Annotated in this window: 15 protein-coding genes and 1 pseudogene; 7 read left to right on the top strand and 9 right to left on the bottom strand. The window is 39.1% G+C overall.

The window, feature by feature from the left end:
- Window positions 1-289 precede the first annotated feature (289 nt).
- From V7K76_RS11505 to V7K76_RS11525, 5 genes are all read right to left on the bottom strand, one after another.
- Window positions 290-1,681 (bottom strand): ATP-binding protein, encoded by a 1,392-nt coding sequence (locus V7K76_RS11505; protein WP_334775080.1) that lies wholly within the window; start codon window positions 1,679-1,681, stop codon window positions 290-292.
- Window positions 1,682-1,765: 84 nt separating this feature from the next.
- Window positions 1,766-2,308: a methanogen output domain 1-containing protein gene (locus V7K76_RS11510; protein WP_334775079.1), complete on the bottom strand. Its 543-nt coding sequence runs from the start codon at window positions 2,306-2,308 to the stop codon at window positions 1,766-1,768.
- Between the two features lie 431 nt (window positions 2,309-2,739).
- Window positions 2,740-3,783, bottom strand: a complete 1,044-nt coding sequence (locus V7K76_RS11515) for a sensor histidine kinase (RefSeq protein ID WP_334775078.1) — start codon at window positions 3,781-3,783, stop codon at window positions 2,740-2,742.
- Between the two features lie 6 nt (window positions 3,784-3,789).
- Window positions 3,790-4,941 (bottom strand): FIST signal transduction protein, encoded by a 1,152-nt coding sequence (locus tag V7K76_RS11520; protein ID WP_334775077.1) that lies wholly within the window; start codon window positions 4,939-4,941, stop codon window positions 3,790-3,792.
- Between the two features lie 42 nt (window positions 4,942-4,983).
- Window positions 4,984-6,303 (bottom strand): hybrid sensor histidine kinase/response regulator, encoded by a 1,320-nt coding sequence (locus V7K76_RS11525; RefSeq protein WP_334775076.1) that lies wholly within the window; start codon window positions 6,301-6,303, stop codon window positions 4,984-4,986.
- Window positions 6,304-6,951: 648 nt separating this feature from the next.
- Between V7K76_RS11525 and V7K76_RS11530 the strand changes: the two genes are divergently transcribed.
- On the top strand, window positions 6,952-7,917 hold the full coding sequence (locus V7K76_RS11530) for a terpene synthase family protein (RefSeq protein ID WP_334775075.1): 966 nt from the start codon (window positions 6,952-6,954) through the stop codon (window positions 7,915-7,917).
- Between the two features lie 148 nt (window positions 7,918-8,065).
- Window positions 8,066-9,454: a cytochrome P450 gene (locus V7K76_RS11535; RefSeq protein ID WP_334775074.1), complete on the top strand. Its 1,389-nt coding sequence runs from the start codon at window positions 8,066-8,068 to the stop codon at window positions 9,452-9,454.
- 329 nt (window positions 9,455-9,783) lie between these two features.
- Here the strand turns inward: V7K76_RS11535 and V7K76_RS11540 are convergent, their stop codons facing one another.
- Window positions 9,784-15,459, bottom strand: a complete 5,676-nt coding sequence (locus V7K76_RS11540) for an ATP-binding sensor histidine kinase (RefSeq protein ID WP_334775072.1) — start codon at window positions 15,457-15,459, stop codon at window positions 9,784-9,786.
- 459 nt (window positions 15,460-15,918) lie between these two features.
- Window positions 15,919-16,602 (bottom strand): response regulator, encoded by a 684-nt coding sequence (locus tag V7K76_RS11545; protein WP_334775071.1) that lies wholly within the window; start codon window positions 16,600-16,602, stop codon window positions 15,919-15,921.
- A gap of 234 nt (window positions 16,603-16,836) precedes the next feature.
- On the opposite strand from V7K76_RS11545, the pseudogene lipA reads away from it, so the two are divergent.
- Together lipA and V7K76_RS11555 are read left to right on the top strand one after the other, a co-directional pair.
- Window positions 16,837-17,736 (top strand): annotated as a pseudogene (gene lipA, locus V7K76_RS11550) (lipoyl synthase); the annotation flags it as partial.
- A 230-nt stretch (window positions 17,737-17,966) separates the two neighbouring features.
- Window positions 17,967-18,104, top strand: a complete 138-nt coding sequence (locus V7K76_RS11555) for a photosystem I protein PsaX (RefSeq protein ID WP_334768257.1) — start codon at window positions 17,967-17,969, stop codon at window positions 18,102-18,104.
- A 21-nt stretch (window positions 18,105-18,125) separates the two neighbouring features.
- On the opposite strand, the gene V7K76_RS11560 is transcribed toward V7K76_RS11555, so the two are convergent.
- Entirely contained in the window at window positions 18,126-18,992 is an 867-nt protein-coding gene (locus V7K76_RS11560; RefSeq protein WP_334775070.1) for a branched-chain amino acid ABC transporter permease, read from the bottom strand.
- 516 nt (window positions 18,993-19,508) lie between these two features.
- Between V7K76_RS11560 and hrmK the strand changes: the two genes are divergently transcribed.
- Both hrmK and larE read left to right on the top strand, forming a co-directional pair.
- Window positions 19,509-21,344 carry a hybrid histidine kinase/response regulator HrmK gene (gene hrmK, locus V7K76_RS11565; RefSeq protein WP_334775069.1) on the top strand — a complete coding sequence of 612 codons (1,836 nt, stop codon included), beginning with the start codon at window positions 19,509-19,511 and terminating at the stop codon, window positions 21,342-21,344.
- Window positions 21,345-21,541: 197 nt separating this feature from the next.
- Entirely contained in the window at window positions 21,542-22,369 is an 828-nt protein-coding gene (gene larE / locus V7K76_RS11570) for an ATP-dependent sacrificial sulfur transferase LarE (RefSeq protein ID WP_334775128.1), read from the top strand.
- 57 nt (window positions 22,370-22,426) lie between these two features.
- On the opposite strand, the gene V7K76_RS11575 is transcribed toward larE, so the two are convergent.
- Entirely contained in the window at window positions 22,427-23,482 is a 1,056-nt protein-coding gene (locus V7K76_RS11575; RefSeq protein ID WP_334775068.1) for an SGNH/GDSL hydrolase family protein, read from the bottom strand.
- Between the two features lie 779 nt (window positions 23,483-24,261).
- Here V7K76_RS11575 and V7K76_RS11580 point away from each other — a divergent pair.
- Window positions 24,262-24,474, top strand: coding sequence for a hypothetical protein (locus tag V7K76_RS11580; RefSeq protein ID WP_334708535.1), 213 nt, complete (start codon window positions 24,262-24,264; stop codon window positions 24,472-24,474).
- Window positions 24,475-24,481: the final 7 nt, after the last annotated feature.

Genomic DNA, 24,481 nt, shown 5'->3' on the forward strand with positions numbered 1-24,481 from the left:
ACGCCTGTTTGCTAATTAGCAGACAGGCGTTTTTCATATCACTTAAAATAACGTGAGTTCGACAAAGTCTTATTTGACCTCTCCCCCAACGCCTCTCCGACGCGGAGAGGGGAGCAAAAAGCTTAATTTTTCGTTGCTCCTCCCTTTCCGTTTCGGAGAGGGAGGCTGGGAGGGAGAGGTTCATCGAACTTACGTTAAAATAGTTAGAATTCAGAATTGATGAATAAATATACAAATCATTCTAAATTACTGATAATTTCTGACTTCTGGGTGCTGAATTCTTATATTTTTATGAGACAGAACTAACAGGTATCTTAATTACAAATTCTGCACCTTTTCCTGGAACAGAAAAACAGTTAAGTTGTCCGTTATGTTTTTCAACTATAATCTGATAGCTTATATATAGCCCTAGTCCAGTACCTTTACCCACAGATTTAGTGGTGAAAAAAGGATCAAATAGCTTTGAACGAACTTGTTCGTTTATCCCTAAACCATTATCAGCAATAGTAACTTCTATCCACTTTTGATCGATTAACTCAGTTTTTATTTGAATTTTAGGATTATTATCTGCGAGTTGTTGATTGTCAGTAGTTTGTGTATTTACGGCTGACCAATGACCTTTCTTAGCCGACACCTCCAGTGCATCGATTGCATTAGCAAGAATATTTATAAAGACTTGATTGAGTTGACCAGGGTAGCAAGTTACATTGGGCAATTGACTGTATTTTTTAATAACTTCTATTTCTGGGTACTCATGCCTAGCTTGCAGGCGATGCTCTAAAATCATTAAAGTACTATCAATTCCTTCATGGATATCAACTCGCTTAAGTTCTGCTTCATCAAGTCTGGAAAAGTTACGTAGTGATTTAACAATTTCTTGAATGCGTTCTGTTCCTACTTGCATTGATTGGAAGAGTTTAGTTATATCTTGGATCAGAAAATCTAAATCTATTTCTTCTATTTTTTTTAGAAGTTCTGGAGGAATATTTGGACAAAGTTGTTGATAAATTTGCACCAATATTAGTAAATCCTGAGTGTATTTATGGGCGTGGTGAAGATTCCCATAAATAAAACTCACGGGGTTATTAATTTCATGGGCAATACCAGCAACCATTTGACCTAAACTAGACATTTTCTCAGCTTGGATAAGCTGAATTTGGGTAATTTGTAGTTCATTTAGTGTTTCTTGTAAATCAGTTGTACGTTCCTGAACCCGAACTTCTAGCTCTTGATTAGCTTTCTTAAGTGCTTCTTCCGCTTGTTTACGTCTTTGCACTTCCTTTGCTAACTCATCAATTTTTTCGTTCAAAAGAATAAAATTACTGCTAGCTACAACTCTATTTTCCAAGCGTAAGAGAATTAAAGCTGAAGATTCCGCAGACCAAGGTTGAATGACTGCTCCTTGACTACGACATATTAAGGTTTGTCCATCATTTTTTCGTAAAGTCAAGGAGCCAATCACCATTGCCCTGCTACTTGAACAGGCTTGTAGATACTTTACAACATCGTTGGTAGATTCAGTTACAAGTTCAAAGAGCATTCTTCCCCGCAGTTGTTGACGACGTAACCCCAACATATCTGCGACTGGTTGATTGGTAGCTAACAACTGACCCTCTCCACTCACCAGAAGTAAAGGTTCTGGTAAAACTCTGGCAAGTTCAAGAAATTGTTCAGGAGTCATGAGGCTTCCAATTTCAGGGTTGAGCTCTACTTTAGATATCTGCACTCAAGTTTATATCTTGGGGTTGGTTTAGTATTTAAGGGTTTAGACAGATTCGGCTCCCCGAAAGTATTCTCGACCTTCTGCATCTTCTGCTTCTTCTGTAGGTTTTAAGTAAACAATAACTCTACATCCAGAAGCACCCTGGGCTATGGTGTCTTGCAATTCTACTTTCGCATATCCCAGGTTATTAGCTGCGATCGTTCCAAAGACGTTTGAAGTCATCATACACATAGCAGGGCGATTAAGTACTTTTTCGGCAAATGGGCAGATGCGGTTGCCAAAGACAATTTTTTCATCATTCTGCTCAATGACATAAAAATCGCCCTGGATGCGTTTTTTTAAATCAATCAAGACATCAGCCACTTGCTTACGAGAAAGGCTGGAAACTTCCAGGGCAGATTTATAATCTTGGTCAATCTGCCTACCCATTCTTTCACCAACTACGCTAATAAATCCAGAAGCTTCTTCTAAGCCAACTACATCCTGTAAAGTGCCAGATAATTCTCTAATTAATGTACGTAAAAATATATCGCGTTCTAAAGAAAGATTAAGTGTAGCTATCGAGTGGTCAAGTGCATTACTCATAAGTTTTGACGAAATAATCTTGGAACTACAGTTATAGAGTTCCCAAAAATACATCTAAAGTAACTGCTTAATCTCTTTCTTCAGAGAATTTGATGCTTGCTTTTGTTCATAAGACAATACAATTGCCTCGTTCCCAGTCTCCGACTGGGAATGCAGTCCTAGAGGCTCCGCCTCCATTGCTGGCGGCAGAGCCGCTTTTGAGTTGCATTTCTAGCCGGAGGCTGAAAACGAGGTTTTAAAGGAGTTTTAGCTTAAGTTGACACCAATGGGCACTGCTGTGCCCCTACACCTTGCGATCTAATGTTGTAGATCGTCTGAATGGGAACCGCTATATCCATCTGTAATTAATTACAAATCATTCAGTTGCTCATAATCTATTGTCAGATTTAATATATTTTTTCTAAAATTAATTTCAATAATTAATTGCTACTTTAAAAAATCGGAATAGTGATTATAAATTCAGAACCTGCTCCTAACACAGAATTTACTTCTAGAGTTCCTTTATGTTTTTGGACAATTATTTGATAAGCAATTGATAATCCTAATCCTGTTCCTTTTCCCACAGGTTTAGTTGTGAATAAATAGTCAAACATTTTTTGTTGAACATCAGCCGATATTCCCACCCCGTTATCTTGAATCTGAATCGAGACATGATTGTTATCTTCAGTTAGGGCAGTATGAATAGTAATTTGATTAGGATTTAGCTTAATCTCATCAAAACTCAGTCCGTAGTTAGACTCTTCTAAAGCATCAATAGCATTTGCCAATAGATTCATAAATACCTGATTTAGTTGTCCTGGAAAGCATTCAACTAGGGGTAATTCTTCATAATCTTGAACTAATTCAATAGCAGGGCGAATTTTATTAGCTTTCAAACGATGCTTGAGAATGATCAGAGTGCTATTAATACCTTCATGAATATTAAACAGAACTTTTTGTTCTGTATCTGCTCTAGAGAAAGTTCGCAGACTATTGCTAATGTTGGAAATACGATCCGTGCCTTCTGTCATTGAGGAAATGAGTTTAGGTAGATCGTCGCGTATATACTCCAGATCAATTAATTGAATTGTTTCTTCAATTTCCTGAGATGCTTTAGGATAGGTTTGTTGATATAGGTTAATGAGATGTAACAAATTCTGAATATACTCTTTAGCTGGAGTCAGATTACCTGCTATAAACCCAACTGGGTTATTAATCTCATGAGCTACATCTGCGACAAGACTTCCCAAAGTAGACATCTTATTTTGCATTATTTGAAGATTAAAAAGCATTCTTTCTAGTTCATTTCCTCTCTCTTCTAGCTTGCATTGGTATTCATTTAACTCATCAATTACTTTTTTGAGTAGAAATTCTTTTTTTTTATTTGTATCTTCGAGTTTTATCCGGTCTGATTCGGAACGCTCCAATTTTTTTTGGATAATTCTATTCGCTTTTTTTAGTTCCCTAATTTCTTGTTGATAATCCAATATTTCCATAAGTTTTTACCTAGTTCCCAAAATTAAAGTTACAAAAGTTTCATTATGGAATTTCGTTTGACTAATTCGATCTATAGGAGCAATCTCTCCATAAGAATAAAATCCACAGGCAGGTAAATAGTCAGTCAGACAAAGTTTTGTGTTTTGATACTCTTCTTGTGCCCTCGTACCAAGTATTTGCCGACGAGCTACACATGAAAAAAACAAAATAGCACTTGGTTTTGCACCTGGATAATTATCTAAAGGATTCATGAATGACGCCTTCGATGCTGCCAAAATATCCTCATGGTCTGCTTCTGAAATTTGAATAACTGCTTGATCGGGAATATCTCCAAAGAAAGTGATGCTACCAGATTCTTTATTATAAGCAATAGGCGCTCTTATATAAAAATTGTCTCCATTCTGATCAAACACTGCTAGTGGATATTCCATTGAAGGAGGAAGCGAACCTAGATAATGATGATAAAAATCTAAAGCTGGCTTGCCATCTATTTCATAGACTATGTTCTTATCTACCTTAGTAACTTTGCTTGTTTGACCAATAGGATGCCAACCACTTGCAACAGCATGGGAAAACAATATAGTGCCGGAAAAAAGTAGAATTGGTACAGAATCACTTAATACTTCTGTTTGAAAAAATTGATATGTACTTTGGTATCTTGACTGATCGCCAGCCAAACCACCAAATATCGGCACATATTGACCAAGAGCTAGTTTTAAGCCATTTAATATAGAGATACCACTAGTTGTGAGGCTCTCTGGATGAGTTAAACATAGCTTTGGGGGTGCGGTACTTTTTGCCTTAGCTTGCTCCACAGCTTGTTTAGTTGCAGTAATTGGATCGCTTGAAACTTTGCGTCCAATTCCTGCATGTATTTCAACTTCGTCTGAGCAAAACAACATCAAGGTGATTGAGTCTTGCTGAAACTCTAAGACTGAAGAAATTTCTCCATCTGTTGTTCCACCAATCAACTCAATACCGGGAAAAGCCTGATGAATTTGCTGCAAAATGAGAGCATGTTCAAAGTCAATTGCAGCAAAAATAATTCCAGCTTTTGGTATATCTCCTGCAAGAGAACTAGTACATTGCAGAATAACTTCTTCAACTGCTGATAGAGAATCTGGATCGTTACTATGACCTACTACTGCCTTGAACATAAATTTACTTATTATGTGGATGAACGCGATTTGCTCTGATTTTTAAATGGGAAGCCTGATGATAAACTCTGAACCTTTTCCTAGTACTGAATTTACCTCTAGAGTTCCGCCATGTTTTTCGACAACAATTTGACGGGCAATTGACAATCCTAATCCTGTACCTTGACCCACAGGCTTGGTGGTAAATAAATGGTCAAAGATTTTTTGCTGAATATCAGCCGACATTCCCACGCCATTATCTTTAATCCGAATCAAGATATGATTTTTATCTTCAGTGAGTAGAGTCTGAATCAAAACTTGATTGGGATCTGCTTCAATTTCAAGATAAGTACGTCCTATATTAGACTCCTCTAAAGCATCAATAGCATTAGCTAACAAATTCATAAATACCTGATTTAGTTGTCCGATAAAGCATTCTAAGTCTGGCAATTTATCGTAATCTTTAATTACTTGAATATCAGGACGATCCTCGGATGCTTTTAACCGGTGTTTGAGAATCATGATAGTGCTGTCTATGCCATCATTAATGTTGCAATAAACTTTGCGATCGCTATCTGCTCGAGAAAAGGTTCTCAGACTAGTACTAATGTTGCGAATGCGCTGAACACCCTCTTTCATTGAAGAAATTAAATTCGGTAGATCGGAAAGCATATACTTCAAATCTATTGCTGTAATTTCCTCTTGAATTTCTAGAACCGGATTAGGATAGTGCTTTTGATAGAGATCAATCAGGTTAACCATGTCTTGAAAATATACTGAAGCATGTCCGAGATTGCCATGAATGAAACCAACTGGATTATTAATTTCATGAGCAACTCCTGCTACTAATTGACCAAGAGCAGACATTTTTTCTGTCTGTACAAGCTGGAGTTGAGACTCTTGTAGGTCTTTTAATGCTCTGGATAAGGCTGCTGTTCTTTCTATAACTCGTTTTTCTAAAGTTTTTGTGAGATTTCGTAATTGAAGATGGGTTTTAATTCTAGCTAATAATTCTTCTTCATGAAAAGGTTTAGTAATGTAGTCAACTGCTCCGATATTTAGACCCCTTACCTTACTATCAGTATCAGAATTAGCCGTCATGAAAATTACGGGTATATCACAAGTAGCTGGATTTTCTTTCAGGATTTTACAGGTTTCAAATCCATCTATTCCTGGCATCATTACATCTAATAGAATCAAATCGGGGAGTGTATCTTCAACAATTTGACTTACCATCTTGCCATCATTTTCTGTAATTACTTTGAAGCCAAAATTAGCTAATATATCAAAGACAATTTCTAAATTTGTAGTAGTATCATCAACTACTAAAATTAGATTATCTTCTGGTTCATCAAGTATTTTCATATTTGGCTTTTCATTCATATATTTAAATTGATTTAACTCCTTGTTAGTTATTCACTATTCATCTGGCGATCGCAGCTAAGTCACCTCTATTTTATGGGCGGACTGACTAACAATTTTCTAGTCTGACAACCCTATAGTTCCCAAAAATTATTACAACAGCAACATTCTCACACTAAATTGCCCATAGCTTATAGCTGGGGCGATCGCTACAGCATGGATATTGACCGCTAATCTTCATTTTCGCCAGAGTTTAAGATCCTCTTTCATGAAAGCGATCGCTCTGAAATTAGTCATTATTACCCTTGTCTTTTTATAAAAGGAGCGCTAACTGGAACAATATTTTTGATGTCATAAGTTAACTTTTTCAGTTAGTCAACAGCATTTCTTATGAACGAATATACACAGAGATAGCTATTTTTAGTAAAAAAATATAATTCCAGATAATTACGGTTATTTTTTCATGAAAAACATTGAATAATAATATTGAGATAACTTTTAAAACTTCATATAGATTTACATAATATAGTGGCGTAAACATGATTTACGCACTTGAAAAAATATGGGATCGGTGTGAATTTTTGCAAAAGTTTTTTCAAAGACTCCTAACAGTATTGTCTTTGTTCTACTGTGATGGTTTTTTTGCTACTTTAAACTAATTCATGTTTTATGAATCAATTAACTTACCCTGATTTATACTGCCCATTCCCATCCCACATCAATAAGCACATTGATATTCTAGAAGACCACGCCCTTGAATGGGTAACTCGCTTTAACCTCTTGGCTAATGAATCATCTTATGAGCGTTTTTGCAAATCAAAATTTTTCTTTTTAGCAGCGAGTGCCTATCCTAACTGCCAGCTTGAAGAATTAAAAATTGCAAATGATTGGTTGAGCTGGGCGTTTATTTGGGATGACCAGTGTGATTTATCAAATTTAGGAAAACAACCTGATGTTCTCAAAGATTTTCATAAGAGATTTTTGGAAATATTGAACGGTGCAGAACTCACGAGTAAGGATATACCACTTGCTTATGCCTTAAGTGATTTACGACAACGGATACTTCAAAGAGGTAGTCAAGAATGGTTTCATTACTTTGTTGATCGCTATGAAGGCTATTTCGATGGCTGTGTTAAAGAAGCAGTTAACCGCGCACAGGAAATTACACCCGATATTGACAGTTATATGCTTATACGTAGGTTAACTTTAGGTGGATATGTTTTTCTTGCATTGATGGAATTTTGCAATTATTTAATAATTCCTGATTTTCTCCGAAATCATGAGGTGATGAAAGAGTTAAAAATGATGACAATTAATATTCTTGCTTGGTGTAATGATATTTTCTCCGTACAAAGAGAAATGTCAAGTGGCGATGTTCATAATTTGGCATTGTTAATTTATTATCAACAAAACGTTTCTTTAGAACAAGCAATTCTCACAGTTAGAGAAATGCATGATCAAGAAGTACATCGCTTGAAAGATTTTGAATTCTCTCTTCCATCTTTTGGAGAGCAATTAGATGCAGAACTTGCCAAATATATATCAGGACTACATAGCTGGATATCTGCCAATCTGAATTGGTATTTTCACTCTGGTCGCTATCAAACTATAGACAGCTTGGAGTTAAATCAATAAATTCTCACTCTATCTTTATAAGAAAATAGGATGCCTGTTAGGTATCCTATTTTGCTGAAAGCTCATCATAGATGAACCCATATTATTCTGTTAAGGGTTTATCCTCCCTAATACAATTTTTCAATTTTGGTTTGGACTTAAAATTAATATGCAACTACCTAATCCTCTCAAAACCCCTTCTTTGCTACAAAAGCTTCAGTGGATTACTGACCCTGTGGGCTACATGGAAAACGCAGCTCAACAATATCCCGACATTTTTACTGGTAGGATAATTGCCTTTGGCGATACTGTAGTATTTGTGAATCATCCTCAGGCAATCCAAGAAATTTTAACGAATGATAGAAAGAAATTTGTCGCTGCCGGTGAACTCAATAAAATTACTGAACCCTGGCTAGGAAAAAATTCAGTTCTCATACTTGATGGCAGTCGTCATAAACAACAACGACAATTGATAATGCCTTCTTTTCATGGAGAGCGAATGCAAAGCTATGGCCAACAAATCCGTAATATTACTGAAAATGCTTTTAGTCAGTTACTACTAAATCAGCCCTTTTTGGCTCGTAACATAACACAAGAAATATCTCTACAAGTTATGTTACAGATTGTCTTAGGGTTGCATGGGGGAGAAAGATTTCAAAAACTTAAGCATTCACTGCCATTGCTGTTAAATCTCTCTCATTCACCTATCACTTCTAGTTTTTTCTTGCTCCCATTCTTGCAACAGGATTTAGGAGCTTGGAGTCCTTGGGGAAAATTTCTGCGCGATCGGCAGACAACCGATCAATTGTTCTACGCCGAAATTGCTGAACGCCGGCAACAACCTAATTCAGAATGTGTCGATATCCTTTCCTTGCTGATCTTAGCTCAAGATGAAACTGGTCAATTTATGACAGATCATGAATTGCGCGATCAGTTAATGACTCTAATAATTGGCGCTTATGAAACTACGGCATCTGTAATAGCTTCGGGATTGTATTGGATTCACCAAAAGCCTCTAGTCCGTGAAAAACTGCTCCAAGAAGTAGGTACTCTCGGTGATTCCCCAGACCCTATGAGCATTTATCGACTGCCATATCTTACGGCTGTCTGTAATGAAATCTTGCGAGTTAGCCCTGTTTTACCGTTCTGTTTCCCAAGGGTAGTACAAGAACCGGTTAAACTCTTGGGACATTCTTTAGAGCCTGGAACAGTATTGCTTCCTAGTATTTATCTTACTCATCAACGTGAAGATTTATATCCCCAACCTAAGCAGTTTCGACCAGAACGTTTTCTAGAACGCCAATTTTCTCCTTATGAATTTCTGCCTTTTGGTGGTGGTGTCCGTCGTTGTATTGGTGAGGCTTTGGGTTTGTTTCAAATGAAATTAGTATTAGCAACCATCCTATCACGCTATCAGTTAGCGCTAGTTAATCAGCAACCTGAGCGACCTCAGCGTCGAGGTTTTACCCTGGCATCTGCAAGTGGAGTCAAGATGGTAATTACAGGACGACGACGTGAGGCTCAAGAGTCTTTAGTGAATAAACTCATCGGCATTTAAGTTACATAATCAGGGCGGACAAGATGTCCACGCCACAAGATATTGAGAATTTAATATGCAAATTAGATGTATTTTAGCTTATGACAATTACATCTATATCCTAGTAGCTTGTCAGAGTTGTTTTGATGAATCTTGGAACATCACCCAGTTTGTTACACAAACTGGGTTTTTACAATTGTAAATTGGGTAGAACGCACCTTACTTAACTGAGCTTTGTATCTTAACAGAAGTGTAGAATTACGAACAAAAAGATCCCCGACTTCTTGAAGAAATCGGGGATCTTAGACTCGCGCTGGAGAGCAAATTAAATAGGATTACCCTACCATAGTCTAGACATCTGGTTGTTGCATCGGTATTTCAATCACGAACTCAGTTCCTTTTCCTAATGTGGAATTACAGGTTAAAATACCCTTGTGTTTGTCCACAATAATCTGATAGCTAATCGACAACCCCAAACCTGTGCCACTTCCTATCGATTTGGTGGTAAAAAATGGGTCAAAGATTTTTTGCTGCACTGCTTTGGTCATACCAGAACCGTTATCAGCAATCCGAATTATTGCTGTATTAGAATCTGTTAGTTCAGTAAAGATGTGAATTTGTCCTACCATATCAAAAACTGCTGATGCTTCTATGTCCTTTGTTATTTGTTCTTTATTATTTACCAATGATGGATCGCCAATGGCAAATGACTCTTCTAAAGCATCAATCGCATTACTTAGGATATTCATAAACACCTGATTTAATTGACCAGGGAAACACATAACCTCCGGTAATTTGCCGTATTCTTTGATGACTTGAATTTCAGGAAAATTGTTCTTTTCTTGAATTCGGTGTTGTAAAATCATTAAGGTACTGTCTATTCCCTCATGAATATCTACAGGCTTCATCTCAGATTCATCTAGACGAGAAAAGTTGCGTAAGCCCAAAACAATATTGCGGATACGCGAACTCCCAATTTTCATTGAATCTAGAATCTTTGGTAAGTCTTCTGTGAGGAAATCTATGTCAATTTCCTCAGATTTTTCCTCAACTAAAGGCGAAGGATGAGGATATTCTTGCTGATAAAGAACTACCAAATCCAGCAAGTCTTTGACATAGTCACTAGCATGATTAATATTGCCATGAATAAAGTTAATAGGGTTATTGATTTCATGGGCAACTCCTGCTACCATTTGTCCCAAAGAAGACATTTTTTCACTTTGAATCAATTGGATTTGGGTACGTTGTAATTCTTGTAGAGTTTGTTGTAAAGAGTAATTTTTGTCGTTGAGTTCCTGCGTTCTTTCCTGGACTTTTTCTTCTAGAGTATGGTTGTATTCTTCCAAACTTTCTTTAGCTTGTGCCAAATTTTTGTACAAAATAGCATTCTCTAGGGATATTGCTGCTTGAGTGGTGAGGAGTTTGAGAATTTCTACGCGATCGCGTGTAAATGCTCCTGTCGTCAAATGATTTTCTAGATAAATAATCCCAATCAATTTACCTTGATTTAGAAGAGGTATAGCCAACAAACTCTTAGGTTCTTCACTCAGAATATAGCTATCACCTGCTAAAAAGGAAACAGTCATTGCATCATCAATAACCAAAATTTCTCTGGAGCGCTTAACATAGTTAATCAAATTGATCGGAACATCGTAGCTGGACTCTAAAGAAATTGATGGAAACTCTGTGTAGGTGTGGTCAAAATTTGAACTTGAACAAACGGCTGTAACAGTTAATGCTAAGTTATCACCTTCGCTCAAAATTAAAGCGCATTTAGAAGCTCCTGCATTCTCCATCACAACTTCCATCAAAGTAGAAAGTAATCGCTCAAGCTCGATTTCGCCAGAGAGTGCTTGAGATGCTTTAATGAATGCGGCTAAATCCAAAGAATCAGAAATACTTGTCTTCGAGGCAATAACAGTTTGCTGATTACTCAGGGTAGATAAAGATGATATAGATGTGTTATGTAAAGAAGTGCTTTCCTCGCTGGAATGGATACTCAGTTTTTCTTGCTGAAATATAGAAGCCAGTAATTGGGGATAGCGTTTTGCCAAATCGTCAACTTTGGCTAACGCTCCCCAGCGAACATAGCTATAGTAAGCATCTATTAAGTAAGTTTGGGCAATCTTATGTTTACCCCATTCTAAATAGAACTTGGCGGTAAGTTCTTGAGCCAGGGCTTCTTCATTAAGATACTCATTTTCTTTGGCAAGGAAGATGGCGCGATCGTAGAATTCCATTGCTTCCAGATATTGACCACCAACTCGATACTGTTCAGCCTCTACAAGATAATATTTGTGTAAATAATTCATTGGGGCATGATGTGCCCAATGCTCCATTTTTTCTTGATTGGCTCGAACCCGATCGAGAATACATTTTTGCTCAGATTCGGATACCTCAAAATACACAGCTAGACCTGCCAAAGAATCATAAAAATGGAAAACCGGAACAACTAGATGTCCTATTGCAGTATCTAAATACTTTTTTGCTAGTGTGGCATTTTCAACTGCCTGATGAAATTCTTGAAATAGATAACAGAGATGTAGTTTGTTGACATAGAGATATAGAAGTCCCAGTCCATCTTTAGTTTCCAAATGGATCGGCAGCATTTTATCTTCGTTATAAACCTCACCAATTAAAGAACAGGAATTTTCTACACACCCTAGTAGATTCAATACGCTCTGCCGATAAATATTACTCCATTGGAATACTGTTTTTTGCTTGAGTTGTCTGATGGCATTATTATAATTTGCCATTTCTTGTTCTAGCTCTAAAAGTTCTCTACCGATAAAATATGAGCAGTAAGAATAAATGTGTAGAGAATAAGCTGCATACTCTAAATCCCCTGTTTCAAGACCGATAGAATAAGCTTGCAACAAAGGTTTTAATATTTCCTTGGCGTGTTCCTTACAAGGTCTAAGAAGTGAAAGAAAAGCTCCAAGAACTTTCGCGCTAATTTCTTTAATTTGTAACCTAGATAAAAGATTTACAGCTAGTTTACCAAATTTATAGCCGGACTCAATATCTCCCACTAGCGCAGACAATATTAGTCCATAATTAACATAGGCAAAGGCAGACAATGGTGCGTTGCCATATTGTAGAGATAAATTGATTTGTTTAACAATAATCAGTGGGAATAATTCAGGAATAGCTTGATAGGTCAAACCATGAATATTCGATAAAATATTCATAACTGCTAGTGTTTTAGCTTCTGTCATTTCTGGTAGGTCAATTAAATCTTCAATTTGTCTATCAGCCAGATTTGATGCTATTTCTGCCATTACTAGCTGAACATCAGATTGGCTTGGATGTTCAGGAAACTCTACTCCCAAAAGCTTCAAAAAGGCTAGTGCAGTATTAATTCCTTTGAGTGCTTGGTTCTGTGCCCCATAGGCTTTAATTTTTACTTCGTAAACTTTAACTTTATTTATAAGAGTTTTCCCTCTTAGCAACACTATCTCTGCTAATTGATCGGTTTTTTCAAAGTCGCCGTCCAAGTATGCTGCCTCTGCCGCTGTCTCATACAAAGCTAGAATTAGCTCATATTTCATCTCCCAACTATTATCTGCTAGCAATTGAATACCAATAGTTAAATACTTAACAGCAGCAGGATAAGCTGTTGATGCTAACGCTTTACGCCCAGCAATCAGATTCATCTGGGCTAGTTCATCTCGTTTAGCTTGAGGGGAGATGAATTCCACTGCAATATTAAACTGATTGACAAGCTCAAAAATCTTTTCTTCCTTTTCGGCAACTGGAATATTGTTCAATAACAGTAGCCCAATTTTTAAGTGAATTGGCTTTTTTTGTTCTTCGGGAATTAAAGAATAAGCAGCTTGCTGCACTCGGTCATGTACGAATTTATATTTAGGTAGCTGTAAATTAGAAGTTGAAAATTGCGTAGATTCTATTCCATGAGTAATAAATTCATTAGCATCATCTTTTGAAAATATGTTGTAATTTTCAGTCTGCGGTAAAACTAGCCCATCAAGTAACGCTTGCCACAAGTCTGATGCTGTATCTACTACAGATTTTTCATTGACGATCGCTAAAGTTTTTAAGTCAAATTGATTCCCAATACAGGCAGCCAGTTTTAGAACTTTTTGGGTATGTATTGGCAATTTTTCTATTTGCAGAGCGATAAATTCTACGACATCATCTGTGAGAGCTAATTCTTTGACTTTTAAAATATCATACTGCCAATGACTAACATCAAGATTTAAGAAAATTAACCCATCATCCTGTAAAGCTTTGAGAAATTGAACGGAAAAGAAGGGGTTGCCTTTCGTTTTGGCAAACACCATCTGGGTGAGAGGAACCGCAGCGACTTCAGGACAATGAAGGGTATCAGCAATGAGATGATTTAAATCACCCTGATTTAAAGGTGCTAGGGTGATCGTATTAATATTTACTGCTGCTTTTTCAATCTCCTGTAGTGTTAAATAAAGTGGATGTGCCTTGGAAACTTCGTTATCTCGATAGGAACCAATTAAAAGTAAACCACCCTGATTTTCATCCAATTGTTCTGTCTCTTCTGATAGAGAAGACAACGTACTTTCACACATTAATAACTGGATTAATTTTAGAGAAGCTGTATCTGCCCATTGCAAGTCATCAAGAAAGATAACTAGAGGGCGTTCTTTCATCGTAAAGATTTGGATGAATTTTTGAAACAATAAATTGAACCGATTTTGGTTAGCACTGCCAGAGAGTTCTCTAACTGGAGGCTGCTTGCCAATGATCTGTTCAAGTTCAGGAATTACATCAATAATCACCTGAGTTTGTGTACCCAATTCCCCTAGTATTTTGATTTTCCATTGTTGAATTTGGGCATCACTTTCTGAGAGCAGTTGCCCGATTAAGTCCCGAAAAGCTTGCACCAATCCTGATAAGGGAATATCGCGTTGAAACTGGTCAAATTTTCCTTTGATGAAGTAACTACGCTGCCGCACAATAGGTTTATGGACTTCATTGACCACAGCAGTTTTGCCAATGCCAGAGAAACCCGCGACTAATATCATTTCTGTGGCCCCAGCTGTTACGCGCTTAAAAGCCGCGAGTAGGGTTTCAACTTCACTTTGGCGACCGTAGAGTTTTTCGGGGATTACGAAACAGTCTGAAATGTCTCTCACACCTAGTTCAAAGGGTACAATATTTCCGGTTTCTTGCCACTGGCTTTGGCACACCTCTAAGTCATGCTTTAACCCCAAAGCACTCTGATAGCGGTCTTCGGCATTTTTTGCCATCAGCTTGCTGATGATGTCAGACAAAATTGACGGAATATTAGAGTTAATCCGGCTGACTTTTAGGGGTTGTTTGGCAATGTGAGAGTAAACTAACTCCGTCGGATCTTTGCTGGTGAAGGGTAACTGTCCGGTGAGGAGTTGAAAGAAGGTGATACCGAGAGAATAAAAATCAGTACGGTAGTCGATACCTCTGTTCATCCTGCCGGTTTGTTCTGGGGAAATGTAAGCCAGAGTGCCTTCTAAGATATTGGTATTGGTGAGAAATTGAACTTCTCTTGGTAGGAGGGTGGCAATACTGAAGTCGATGAGTTTTATTTCATCCGTGGTAGGGTTGATGAGGATGTTGGCAGGCTTGATGTCTTTGTGAATAATGCGATCGCGATGTAGTCTTTCAAGGGTAGAAGTAATTTTAATCGCAATGGGGAAAAACTCGTTGAGAGAAAGCCAGTTTTCCTTCTTCCCCTTGTCCTCTAGTCGCCAGTCTTGGAGGGGAATGCCGCCAAAATCTTCCATCACTAAGACGTAGCTGTTACGGTAGTTTTCTAAGCTATAGGTTTTGACTATGCCAGGAATATCAAGATTTTTGGTGATGATATATTGATTTCGGAATTGGGCGATTTCCGCAAAGGTAGGATATTCATTCCGCATCAATTTGAGAACGACTGATTTTTTATCTTCTTCTCTGATACCCCGATAAACTAGGGTTTTACTGCCTGAGTAGATTTGCTCGGTAATTCGATAGCCAGGAAAGGAATATAATGTATCTAATAGTACTAACATTGCAGACTATGCTCATAATTATTGTTTCTATGGCTTATTATTCCCGTGTGAAGACTATCCTCATCATGAAATAGGTTTTTTTGTTTAATTTGTATTAGGAAATATAATTTTTTACTAAATATCTGAATCTTAAAAGCGTTTCCTTGTCTAGTTAAATACCAATACGCTTGGGTTTTTGAGACGCGATAAATCGCCGTCTCTAGAAGTGTTTTGGGCTGATCTGAACTGTATTGAGTTAAATACATATAAAAATCTCACCCCAATCCCTCTCTGTGAGCAAAGGGGGGATAAAGCTATGCTTTATCAGGGTGAGGTTAAACTGTATCTCACTAGATAATTATGACTTATCAACATCAACATAAGTATTTTTGAACTAACTATTTTTACCCGCTTTGAATCGGACACCTGTTATTAGAGACGGTGTATTTTTGGCTGCGATAATAATAACGAGTAGAAATACTACTTGATTTTTTGTTTAATAAAAGTCACAACCTGAGTTAGCTGTTTTTTCAAACCATCAATTTCTGCCTGCATTTTGGCAATTTTATCGTTCAACGCATTAATTTCTGCATCGGAGACTCCTCCAGTACTAGGGGTTGCGTTGCTTGTCGCCGTAGGCATCGCAGTATTGGCGACGCTAGGAGTTGCGACTGCAACATTGGCGACGCTAGGGGTTGCTACTGTAGCAGTTGCAACATTAGAGGTTGCAACTGTGCTATTTTTAACGGCCGCTACTGCTCCCACTGCGACTAGTTCTGGGCGCGGCTGTTTCGCCTTGGTCATAGCTAACTTAATTGCGCTAATTAGTTGCTTCTGATCAAAAGGCTTACCCAGAAATTCAAAGTATTCAAAGGGTTCTGTGATTTTTTCAGTCACCTCTTCCTTGCGACCAGACATGATCACTAAAGGAATTTTCCTTAACTCCGGATCGGCTTGAACTTTCTGAAAAACCTCCCAGCCACTCATTTTAGGCAACAGGAAATCCAGCATAATCAGGCTGAGTTTTTCCTGAAGGATGAAATTTAGTCCTTCCACACCGTCTTTTGCTTCCAGTACCTCAAAATTGCCCGGAGGCAACATTTCTCGTACTTTCACCCTGACAACTGTAGTGTCATCGATAACTAAAATCTTGTTGCTTGCCACGACTGTTTGCTCTAACAGAAACTATAAGTGTAAATAGCGGTTTTGCCGATTGCCCTTGAGAATCCTCCCACTATATACAAAATTTCTAGCAATTGGGGGATAGTATATTTCGGTATAAATGACATTGTGAGAGGTGTTTTGCAAAACTTTTGCTCGCGCTCTTTTCAATTTGTGTCATGGTGATATTTAACCGATAGACCACTACATCTATATCCGCATCTTGCTTGGATGTCTATGATTTCGTCACAACAAGCCGAACTAAAGTCTGAAATTACGGCAATACCTAGCTGGTTACGTCGTCCGATTGGCAAAGCCAGTGAAATCTCTACCGTACAACGTATTATTAAGCAGCGCCAAATTCACACGATTTGTGAAGAAGGACGCTGCCCTAACCGTGGAGAGTGCTACGCCCAAAAAACTGCAACTTTTTTGCTAATGGGGCCTACTTGCACACGCTCTTGTGCTTTCTGTCAAGTAGATAAAGGTCATGCACCAATGCCTCTTGATTTAGAGGAACCCGAAAAGGTAGCCCAGGCGGTGCAGCTTTTGGGATTGCGTTATGTGGTGCTGACTTCTGTAGCCCGCGATGACTTGCCCGATCAGGGTGCAGGGCATTTTGTGAAGACGATCGCGACTATCCGCCAATTCAACCCAGAGACTCAAATTGAAGTGCTGACCCCCGATTTTTGGGGTGGTGCTGGTGTTGGGGAATCAGGTCAAAGCCAGCGCATAGAGATGATTGTGAAAGCCAAACCAGCTTGTTTCAATCACAATATTGAGACAGTGCGGCGGTTAACTGGGCCAGTGCGCCGGGGAGCCAAGTACGATCGCTCCCTGTTAGTACTAGCTATGGTCAAAGAAATCGATTCGACCATTCCCACCAAATCAGGTTTGATGTTGGGACACGGAGAAACACTTGATGAAGTCGTTGAAGCAATGGCTGATTTAAGGGCTGTAGGGTGCGATCGCTTGACTATCGGTCAGTATATGCGTCCTTCCCTAGAACATCTGCCAGTGCAAAAATATTGGACTCCAGAGGAATTCGATCAGCTTGGCAGATTAGCATGGGAAATGGGATTCAACCATGTTCGTTCTGGGCCTCTGGTTCGCAGTTCCTATCATGCTGGAGAGGAGGGAGTGGGGGATGAGGGAGCAGGGGAGGCAGGGGAGGCAGGGGGAGCAGGGGAAGAAATAACCAATGCCCCATACCCAATGCTCAATACCCAATCCCCAATCCCCAATCCCCAATCCCCAATCCCCAATGCCCAATTCCAAACTTCACACAAATATTCTTAAAGAATTTGAGTATTTGGTACGCCAGTTTGGTATTTCTTAAAAAGTCCTGACATTAGGAGAATTGAATTATGACTGCTAAAACTAAGATTTCCCCAGTTGCCGACAGTGGAGCTAAACCTCCCTACGCCTTTCGCACAGGCTGGGCGCTGTTCTTATTAGCTATCAATTTCCTGGTAGCAGCCTACTATTTCCACATTATTGAGTAATTAGAAGTGGAATGGTGCTGCTCAGATCGTTCCTTTGAATAAACCTTTGGGACGAATGAGCAGCACCAAAATCATGATCAACAGGGCTACGCCCTGTTTGTACTGTGAACCCAGCCAAGGAGTGCTGATTTCTTGGACGATGCCAATGATCAAAGCTGCTGCGATCGCACCGTAAGGGTTGCCAATACCACCAAGTATTACTGAGGCAAACAATGGTAATATTAGGAACCATCCCATATTTGGACGGACGGCTGTAATTAACCCATACATACTGCCACCCAATGACGTAAGCGTGCCAGCAATTACCCAAGTCCAGAAAATTACTCGGTCAACATTAATACCTGAAACCCTGGCTAAGTCCAGATCGTCGGCAACTGCTCGCATCGCCTTACCAATTTTGGTATTTTGCAGCAGGAAATGTAGCGCCAAGATTGCTAGCACCGCTAACCCCAATACCAATAATTGATTTTGCGGTATCTTTAAACCCAAAATATCTAAAGCTGGTGTCACAGGTAAATCATAATTTTGGTTCTTGCCACCCCAAATCAAAATAATCCCATTGCGAAGAAATAAGGCAAGTCCGATAGAAATAATAATCAGCGTCGTGGAAGTAGCACGGATAGCGCGCATCCTTGACCACAGTAACTTTTCCGATAACAGCATTACTGCAACTGTTCCTGCTGCTGCCAAAATCATCGACAGCCAAATATTAACTCCAATTGTGTTTATCAGCCAGGTGAGATAGGCTCCTAAAGTGAGAAAGTCACCATGAGCAAAATTTGATAGTCGTAAAATTCCATAAGTAAGAGTCAGTCCGACTGCGGCTAGCGCAATAATGCTCCCCACCGCAATCCCATTAACCATTAGTTGGGCGAATTGTGTATCCATAAGTCTCAAGTTGCTTTTAAAAAATTTTAGTTTAATGCTTCATAAAACAGGAGTCAGAATACAGAATTCAGAATTTAGAATACTCTACCCATAAAGGGATAGAGTTTTAAGGCTAGAATATTTTAATTTTTTCGCTTAACTTCGGGCGAAAGCGCGTAGCGGGACGTACCCCTACGGGGATCTTGCTACGCGGTAGCGTCTCTAAGAGTTGTACGGTTTTAACCAATATTCAGACGCGACTCGAAAATACTCGTTAACGCTCCGCTATTGCGGACTCGCTTGCCGTCGGCGCTATCACCCACTCGTACAGAATTCATACTGAATTCTGACTCCTGAGTTCTGAATTCTTCTTATAAAATAATTTTTTTGTCTAGCTGCTAAACTTGGCATCATAAGCTATGGTTTATAACAACATAAGTTATGGTTTATAAATAAAAAAGAATTCTCGGCTAATATGCATAAAATCCTATTTGGATTTTTATGCAAAGCTAAATTTGTTCAGCGGTCTAGTTGACCATGCAGCAGTACTCAAGCTTACCAGACCAGAACTCACTAATAGATGCAACGCCAAAACTTTTGACAACAATTGAGCAACTTCGTGCACAGTTGTGGTTGGAGAGCAGCTTAAACCAGTTGCAAAGTCGCCTTAATGATTGCCTACTTTCTGCTTCTAACACTGTCCCACAGGCAGGAGCCGCACAAGCAGAAATTTTCCAAGCTGTGGTTAACGAAATTAACAGTGCTATTCACAGCAGTAATTTGGCACTTACAGATTGTGCCGTAGGCATTGCGTTGTTTCAACCACAAGAAACCGTTGCCACAGTTTGCTATGCTTCTCATTCTCCATCCCCAAACTCACAACCTTTATTTGTAGAAGTGCTGACAGCAGAAAAAAAGCTGCTGTTGAGATTGCAAGAAGTCATAAAACTTGAAGATTTGCAACAGCTTGAGCATCAACAACCACAGAGCGCTTGGCGGTTAGCTGATGACTCTGATAACGTCATGGGCTGGCTGATTATCGCCACAGCATCCCTAAGCTGCGATCGCGAATCGCTGATAAAATCACAAGCTCAACTCAGATCGCAATTGATGGCAAGGTCTGCCAAATACTGTACTACAGCATTAGTACAGCTTAGACATATCCTGTCTTGGTCGCAACGGTATCAACAGTTAAGTAACTCTAATCAAGAGTTGGAGCGTACTAATCAACTCAAAAATCAGTTTTTGGCAAATACCAGCCACGAAATTCGCACACCGCTTAGTTCTATTATTGGGTTTACCCACCTGCTTTTAGCACCAGGGTACGAACCAACTAGAGAACGCCAGCAAGAGTATTTAAATATCATTCAGTCTAGCGGCAAGCACTTGCTAGCTCTGATTAATGATATTTTGGATCTCTCTAAAATTGAAGCAAATCAGCTAGAAGTACAGTGGGAAATAATAGATGTGCCACTGCTGTGTAGCAATGTTTTGGCACTAGTGAAAGAGAAAGCCGCTAATAAGGGTTTGAAACTGTGCTTAGAACTTGAACCCGATATTACAACCTTAGTAGCCGATCCCTTACGACTCAAGCAAATGCTGTTGAATTTACTCTTCAACGCTCTAAAGTTTACCAGTAAAGGAAGTGTTGGCTTACGGGTCGCTCCTAAAGGTGTATTTGTGCATTTTACAGTTTGGGATACTGGCAGTGGTATTTCCCAAGAAGACCAAGTTCAACTGTTTGAACCCTATTTCCAAATTGCCAAGGCTGTCGCAGGTGGTGTTGAAGGTACTGGTTTGGGTTTAGCAGTGACTCAGAAACTTGCTCAAATTCACGGTGGTTCTGTGAAAGTGGAATCTGAAGTAAATCGCGGCTCCCGTTTTACCCTGGTACTTCCCTTTAAGCAAGAAATAGGAGTGGAGGGAGATGAGGCGGATGAGGAAGCAAAATTTTCTTCATTTCCTCTGCATTTCACACCTAGTTCCTCTGTAGAGATTTTGTTGGTAGAAAATGATTTACCAAATGCTGATTTGATGCAAATTTACCTACGTAAATTGGGATATCAGGTGACTTGGGTTCAGAATGCTGGCGAGATGTGGGAAACTCTAACTGTGTTAGAGCCAGCAGTGATTTTAATGGATGTTTATCTAGCAGATGGAAATGGTCTTAACTTGGTACAACAACTGCGAGAACATCCGCAATATCGGACGATTCCGGTAATTGTTCAAACAGCAATGGCGATGAAAGGCGATCGCGAAACCTGTCTAGCTGCTGGAGTAAATGACTATATTTCTAAACCGATTGATTTACCACTTTTAGCCAGTCTGGTAGCCAAGTACAGTAAAGCACCAAACTCAGTTGATGGGGAGTAGGGATTAAGAATTCAAAATTCAAAATGACGCTCTCTACGAGACGCTGCGCGAACGCGGACTCGCTAACGCTGCGCTAACAAAATTCAAAATTAAAGAACTTCTACCTTCTGCCCAATGCCCCATGCCCAATGCCCCATAACTAATGACTACAATAGAAATTGTTGGGTGCTATAGGATTTTGGCAGGATTGGGAAATGATGCTGACAGAAAAATTTGAGCAATTAAGAGCCTTATTTACAGAAATGGAGCAGGCGTTGATTGCCTACTCTGGGGGCGTTGATAGCACTTTGGTTGCCAAAATTGCCTATGATGTCTTGGGCGATCGCGCTTTGGCTGTCACGGCTGTTTCTCCTTCACTATTACCAGAAGAGTTAGAAGACGCGAAAATTCAAGCTGCAACAATTGGGATTCCTCACAAAATTGTCCAGACTCACGAGATGGAAAATCCCAATTACACTTCTAACCCTGTTAATCGCTGTTATTTTTGCAAAAGTGAGTTGCACGACACTCTCAAACCTTTAGCTTTAGAGTTGGGTTATCCTTATGTCGTGGATGGAGTAAATGCCGATGATTTGCATGATTACCGCCCAGGAATTCAGGCGGCTAAGGAAAGAGGGGCGCGATCGCCTTTAGCAGAAGTGGGCGTCACGAAAGTAGAAGTTCGCCAACTTTCGCAACAACTCGGTTTACCTTGGTGGGATAAACCTGCTCAACCTTGTCTCAGTTCCCGCTTTCCTTACGGTGAAGAGATTACTGTGGCTAAGTTGCAACGAGTTGGTAGAGGAGAAATTTATCTCCGAAAACTAGGTTGGCAAAATTTGCGCGTGCGATCGGAAGGAGATACAGCACGTATTGAATTACCACCAGAACAAATTAAAGAGTTTGTATTAACTAACGATTTACAAACATTAGTTTCAGCATTTCAAGATTTTGGGTTTATCTATGTAACCTTAGATTTAGAAGGTTATCGTAGCGGTAAGTTGAATCAGGTTTTAAATCGGGAAGCCTTGGGCGTTAAAGTATAAAATTTTGGTTGTATGAAGACTAAAAATTGCGTAGGCGCAGCCTGTCGTAGACATCGCTCAATTCTCACGCTGAGTGAGTTTGTATTCTATCTGCTGTAGTGCCGTTCGCCACACGTCATATCCCTCTTGAGACAAGTGCAACCCATCTGTGGTCAACTCTGGGCGCAAATTGCCTTCCATATCTGTAAACAAGCTATAAATATTTAGATAATTAGCACCTTCTTGTTTGGCAATCACGGTTAGTTGGATGTTGATGTGACGAATGCGGTTATTAGAAAGTTTTGCTCGGCGAGTCGGCAAAATTGATTGGACAATGATTTCAGTATGTGGGTGTTCCTGCCGTAATCGGTGGAGAATCCGGCGATAATTACGCAAAATAGCTTCATCACTAGTGCCTTTTAGTAAGTCGTTAATTCCAGTCATGATGTAAATCACATCTGGTCGCGTTGCTGAAAATGCCCCCAATCTTTTTAAAACGCCACTAGAAGTATCGCCAGATATGCCTTGATTTAGCCACAATTTACCAGCAGGTAGTTTTTGTTTAGGAAACCACATAGTCAAAGAATCACCAACTAAGATACTTAGATGATTTGGACCTTGACCTTGAGCGATCGCTCTGGCTTCTAAAGCTAGTAAACTTTTCCAGTCGTCATAAGTTAATTGACGTTTCTTGATCGACTCCCACAATGATTGCAAATTATCACTATCTACGCGTGTATAAATCTGACCTGTTTTCAGAGCCGCCAATCTTTGGTAGTAAAGTTGATTGCCAGATGTCAATAAGAGGGTAGTTGCTTGGGTGCTGGGGTTAAGTGATGACTCTGTTGGGGTTGGTAATCCCGGACTGTCGAATTCTGGTACGCTAGGGATGTTTTTCTCTCCTTCTGATAGCTGCGAACTTTTTAAGGGTTGGAACGCTTGGCCGCTCAGTTCTGGTAAGGAGAGATCAACATTCTTGATAATTTTTGTACTGACTATTGCCTGCGAACCCTGTTTTAAATCCCACAGGAATCTAGAATTTTCTGGCAGGACAATGGACAGATGTGGAAGAGCCGATGCTGGTATTGCTAATCCTGTTAACAAGCCTGCTGCCAACAGATAAGGGTCCCTCATCGCTTTCTCTCTCCTCTACTCACTGCTTTTCCATATCACAGCATTCGTTGTCTGTATTCAGGAAAATTTTACTTCGGTTAATCTACTATTCTTATTTACACTGTATAGTTCTGTAAAGCGTGTTCACGAGATTATATTTGACAATTTACGATCTCTTTAAAAGTAGGGTTTTATCAGTAGTATAAAAGTATTATTTTGGAGATTTCTCTAGTGAAAGCACTGATTTATTCTGCTACACTTTTTACACTCAGTTGTCACAAATTAAGTGTTGGCAAACTCGGCGATTAGTGAGTGATTTGTGAGCATCTCAGGAGAGAGGTTTTTGCTTTTGATTAAATTACCATACTTTTCACTTTGTTATGTGAAATTTAGCAGTGCAAATGCATCAGTTATCTAAAGAGTAATAGGTGTAAGTGTAACCATCGATAATATTGATATCATACGATGGTGTGTCGTCAATAAGCAAGTATTAAGTTTGCCATACTGAGAATTTGAGAACTTACTATAAGATTCATATTTTATTTTTGAAAAAACTCAGTACACGTCTATTCCCTCCCTATCGCGCTTGCGCTGCGCTTCTCTACGAGAGGCTTCTCTTTCAGAGACGCTAACGCGAACGCGCACCACACAAATAAATTTCGTAATCAAATCGGATTCCTATATACTTCATTTGAAATTTATGTTTACTCATTGAAGTATGAGTTGAAACACATTTAAATTAAGTTTTAACTCTAGGGAATAACCTCATTGGAAGTGCTAAGATTTAGGCTGAATCATTAGTGTTTCCCTTTTTTTCCGTGGCTAGAGCTAGTACAGCGATTGGTGTTAGTCCCATTATTAAAGAGATTGTGCAAAAACAGGCACATTCTACACGTTTGACCCTGAAAGAAGTTATTCTCATGGGAATGTTAGCTATTGACAAACTAGATGATCAAGGTCGTCAAGAGTTAGCAGATCAAGTTCATCAAATGCAGGTAAATGGAGAAATTTAAGTAATAC

Source organism: Nostoc sp. (assembly GCF_036917975.1).
In the GTDB taxonomy this organism is placed as follows: domain Bacteria; phylum Cyanobacteriota; class Cyanobacteriia; order Cyanobacteriales; family Nostocaceae; genus Nostoc.

Coding starts and splice junctions, on each gene's coding strand:
- V7K76_RS11505 (WP_334775080.1), bottom strand. CDS start 1,681: ATGACTCCTGAACAATTTCTTGAACTTGCCAGAGTTTTACCAGAACCT.
- V7K76_RS11510 (WP_334775079.1), bottom strand. CDS start 2,308: ATGAGTAATGCACTTGACCACTCGATAGCTACACTTAATCTTTCTTTA.
- V7K76_RS11535 (WP_334775074.1), top strand. CDS start 8,066: ATGCAACTACCTAATCCTCTCAAAACCCCTTCTTTGCTACAAAAGCTT.
- V7K76_RS11540 (WP_334775072.1), bottom strand. CDS start 15,459: ATGTTAGTACTATTAGATACATTATATTCCTTTCCTGGCTATCGAATT.
- V7K76_RS11575 (WP_334775068.1), bottom strand. CDS start 23,482: ATGAGGGACCCTTATCTGTTGGCAGCAGGCTTGTTAACAGGATTAGCA.
- V7K76_RS11515 (WP_334775078.1), bottom strand. CDS start 3,783: ATGGAAATATTGGATTATCAACAAGAAATTAGGGAACTAAAAAAAGCG.
- V7K76_RS11520 (WP_334775077.1), bottom strand. CDS start 4,941: ATGTTCAAGGCAGTAGTAGGTCATAGTAACGATCCAGATTCTCTATCA.
- V7K76_RS11555 (WP_334768257.1), top strand. CDS start 17,967: ATGACTGCTAAAACTAAGATTTCCCCAGTTGCCGACAGTGGAGCTAAA.
- V7K76_RS11530 (WP_334775075.1), top strand. CDS start 6,952: ATGAATCAATTAACTTACCCTGATTTATACTGCCCATTCCCATCCCAC.
- V7K76_RS11525 (WP_334775076.1), bottom strand. CDS start 6,303: ATGAATGAAAAGCCAAATATGAAAATACTTGATGAACCAGAAGATAAT.
- hrmK (WP_334775069.1), top strand. CDS start 19,509: ATGCAGCAGTACTCAAGCTTACCAGACCAGAACTCACTAATAGATGCA.
- V7K76_RS11560 (WP_334775070.1), bottom strand. CDS start 18,992: ATGGATACACAATTCGCCCAACTAATGGTTAATGGGATTGCGGTGGGG.
- larE (WP_334775128.1), top strand. CDS start 21,542: ATGCTGACAGAAAAATTTGAGCAATTAAGAGCCTTATTTACAGAAATG.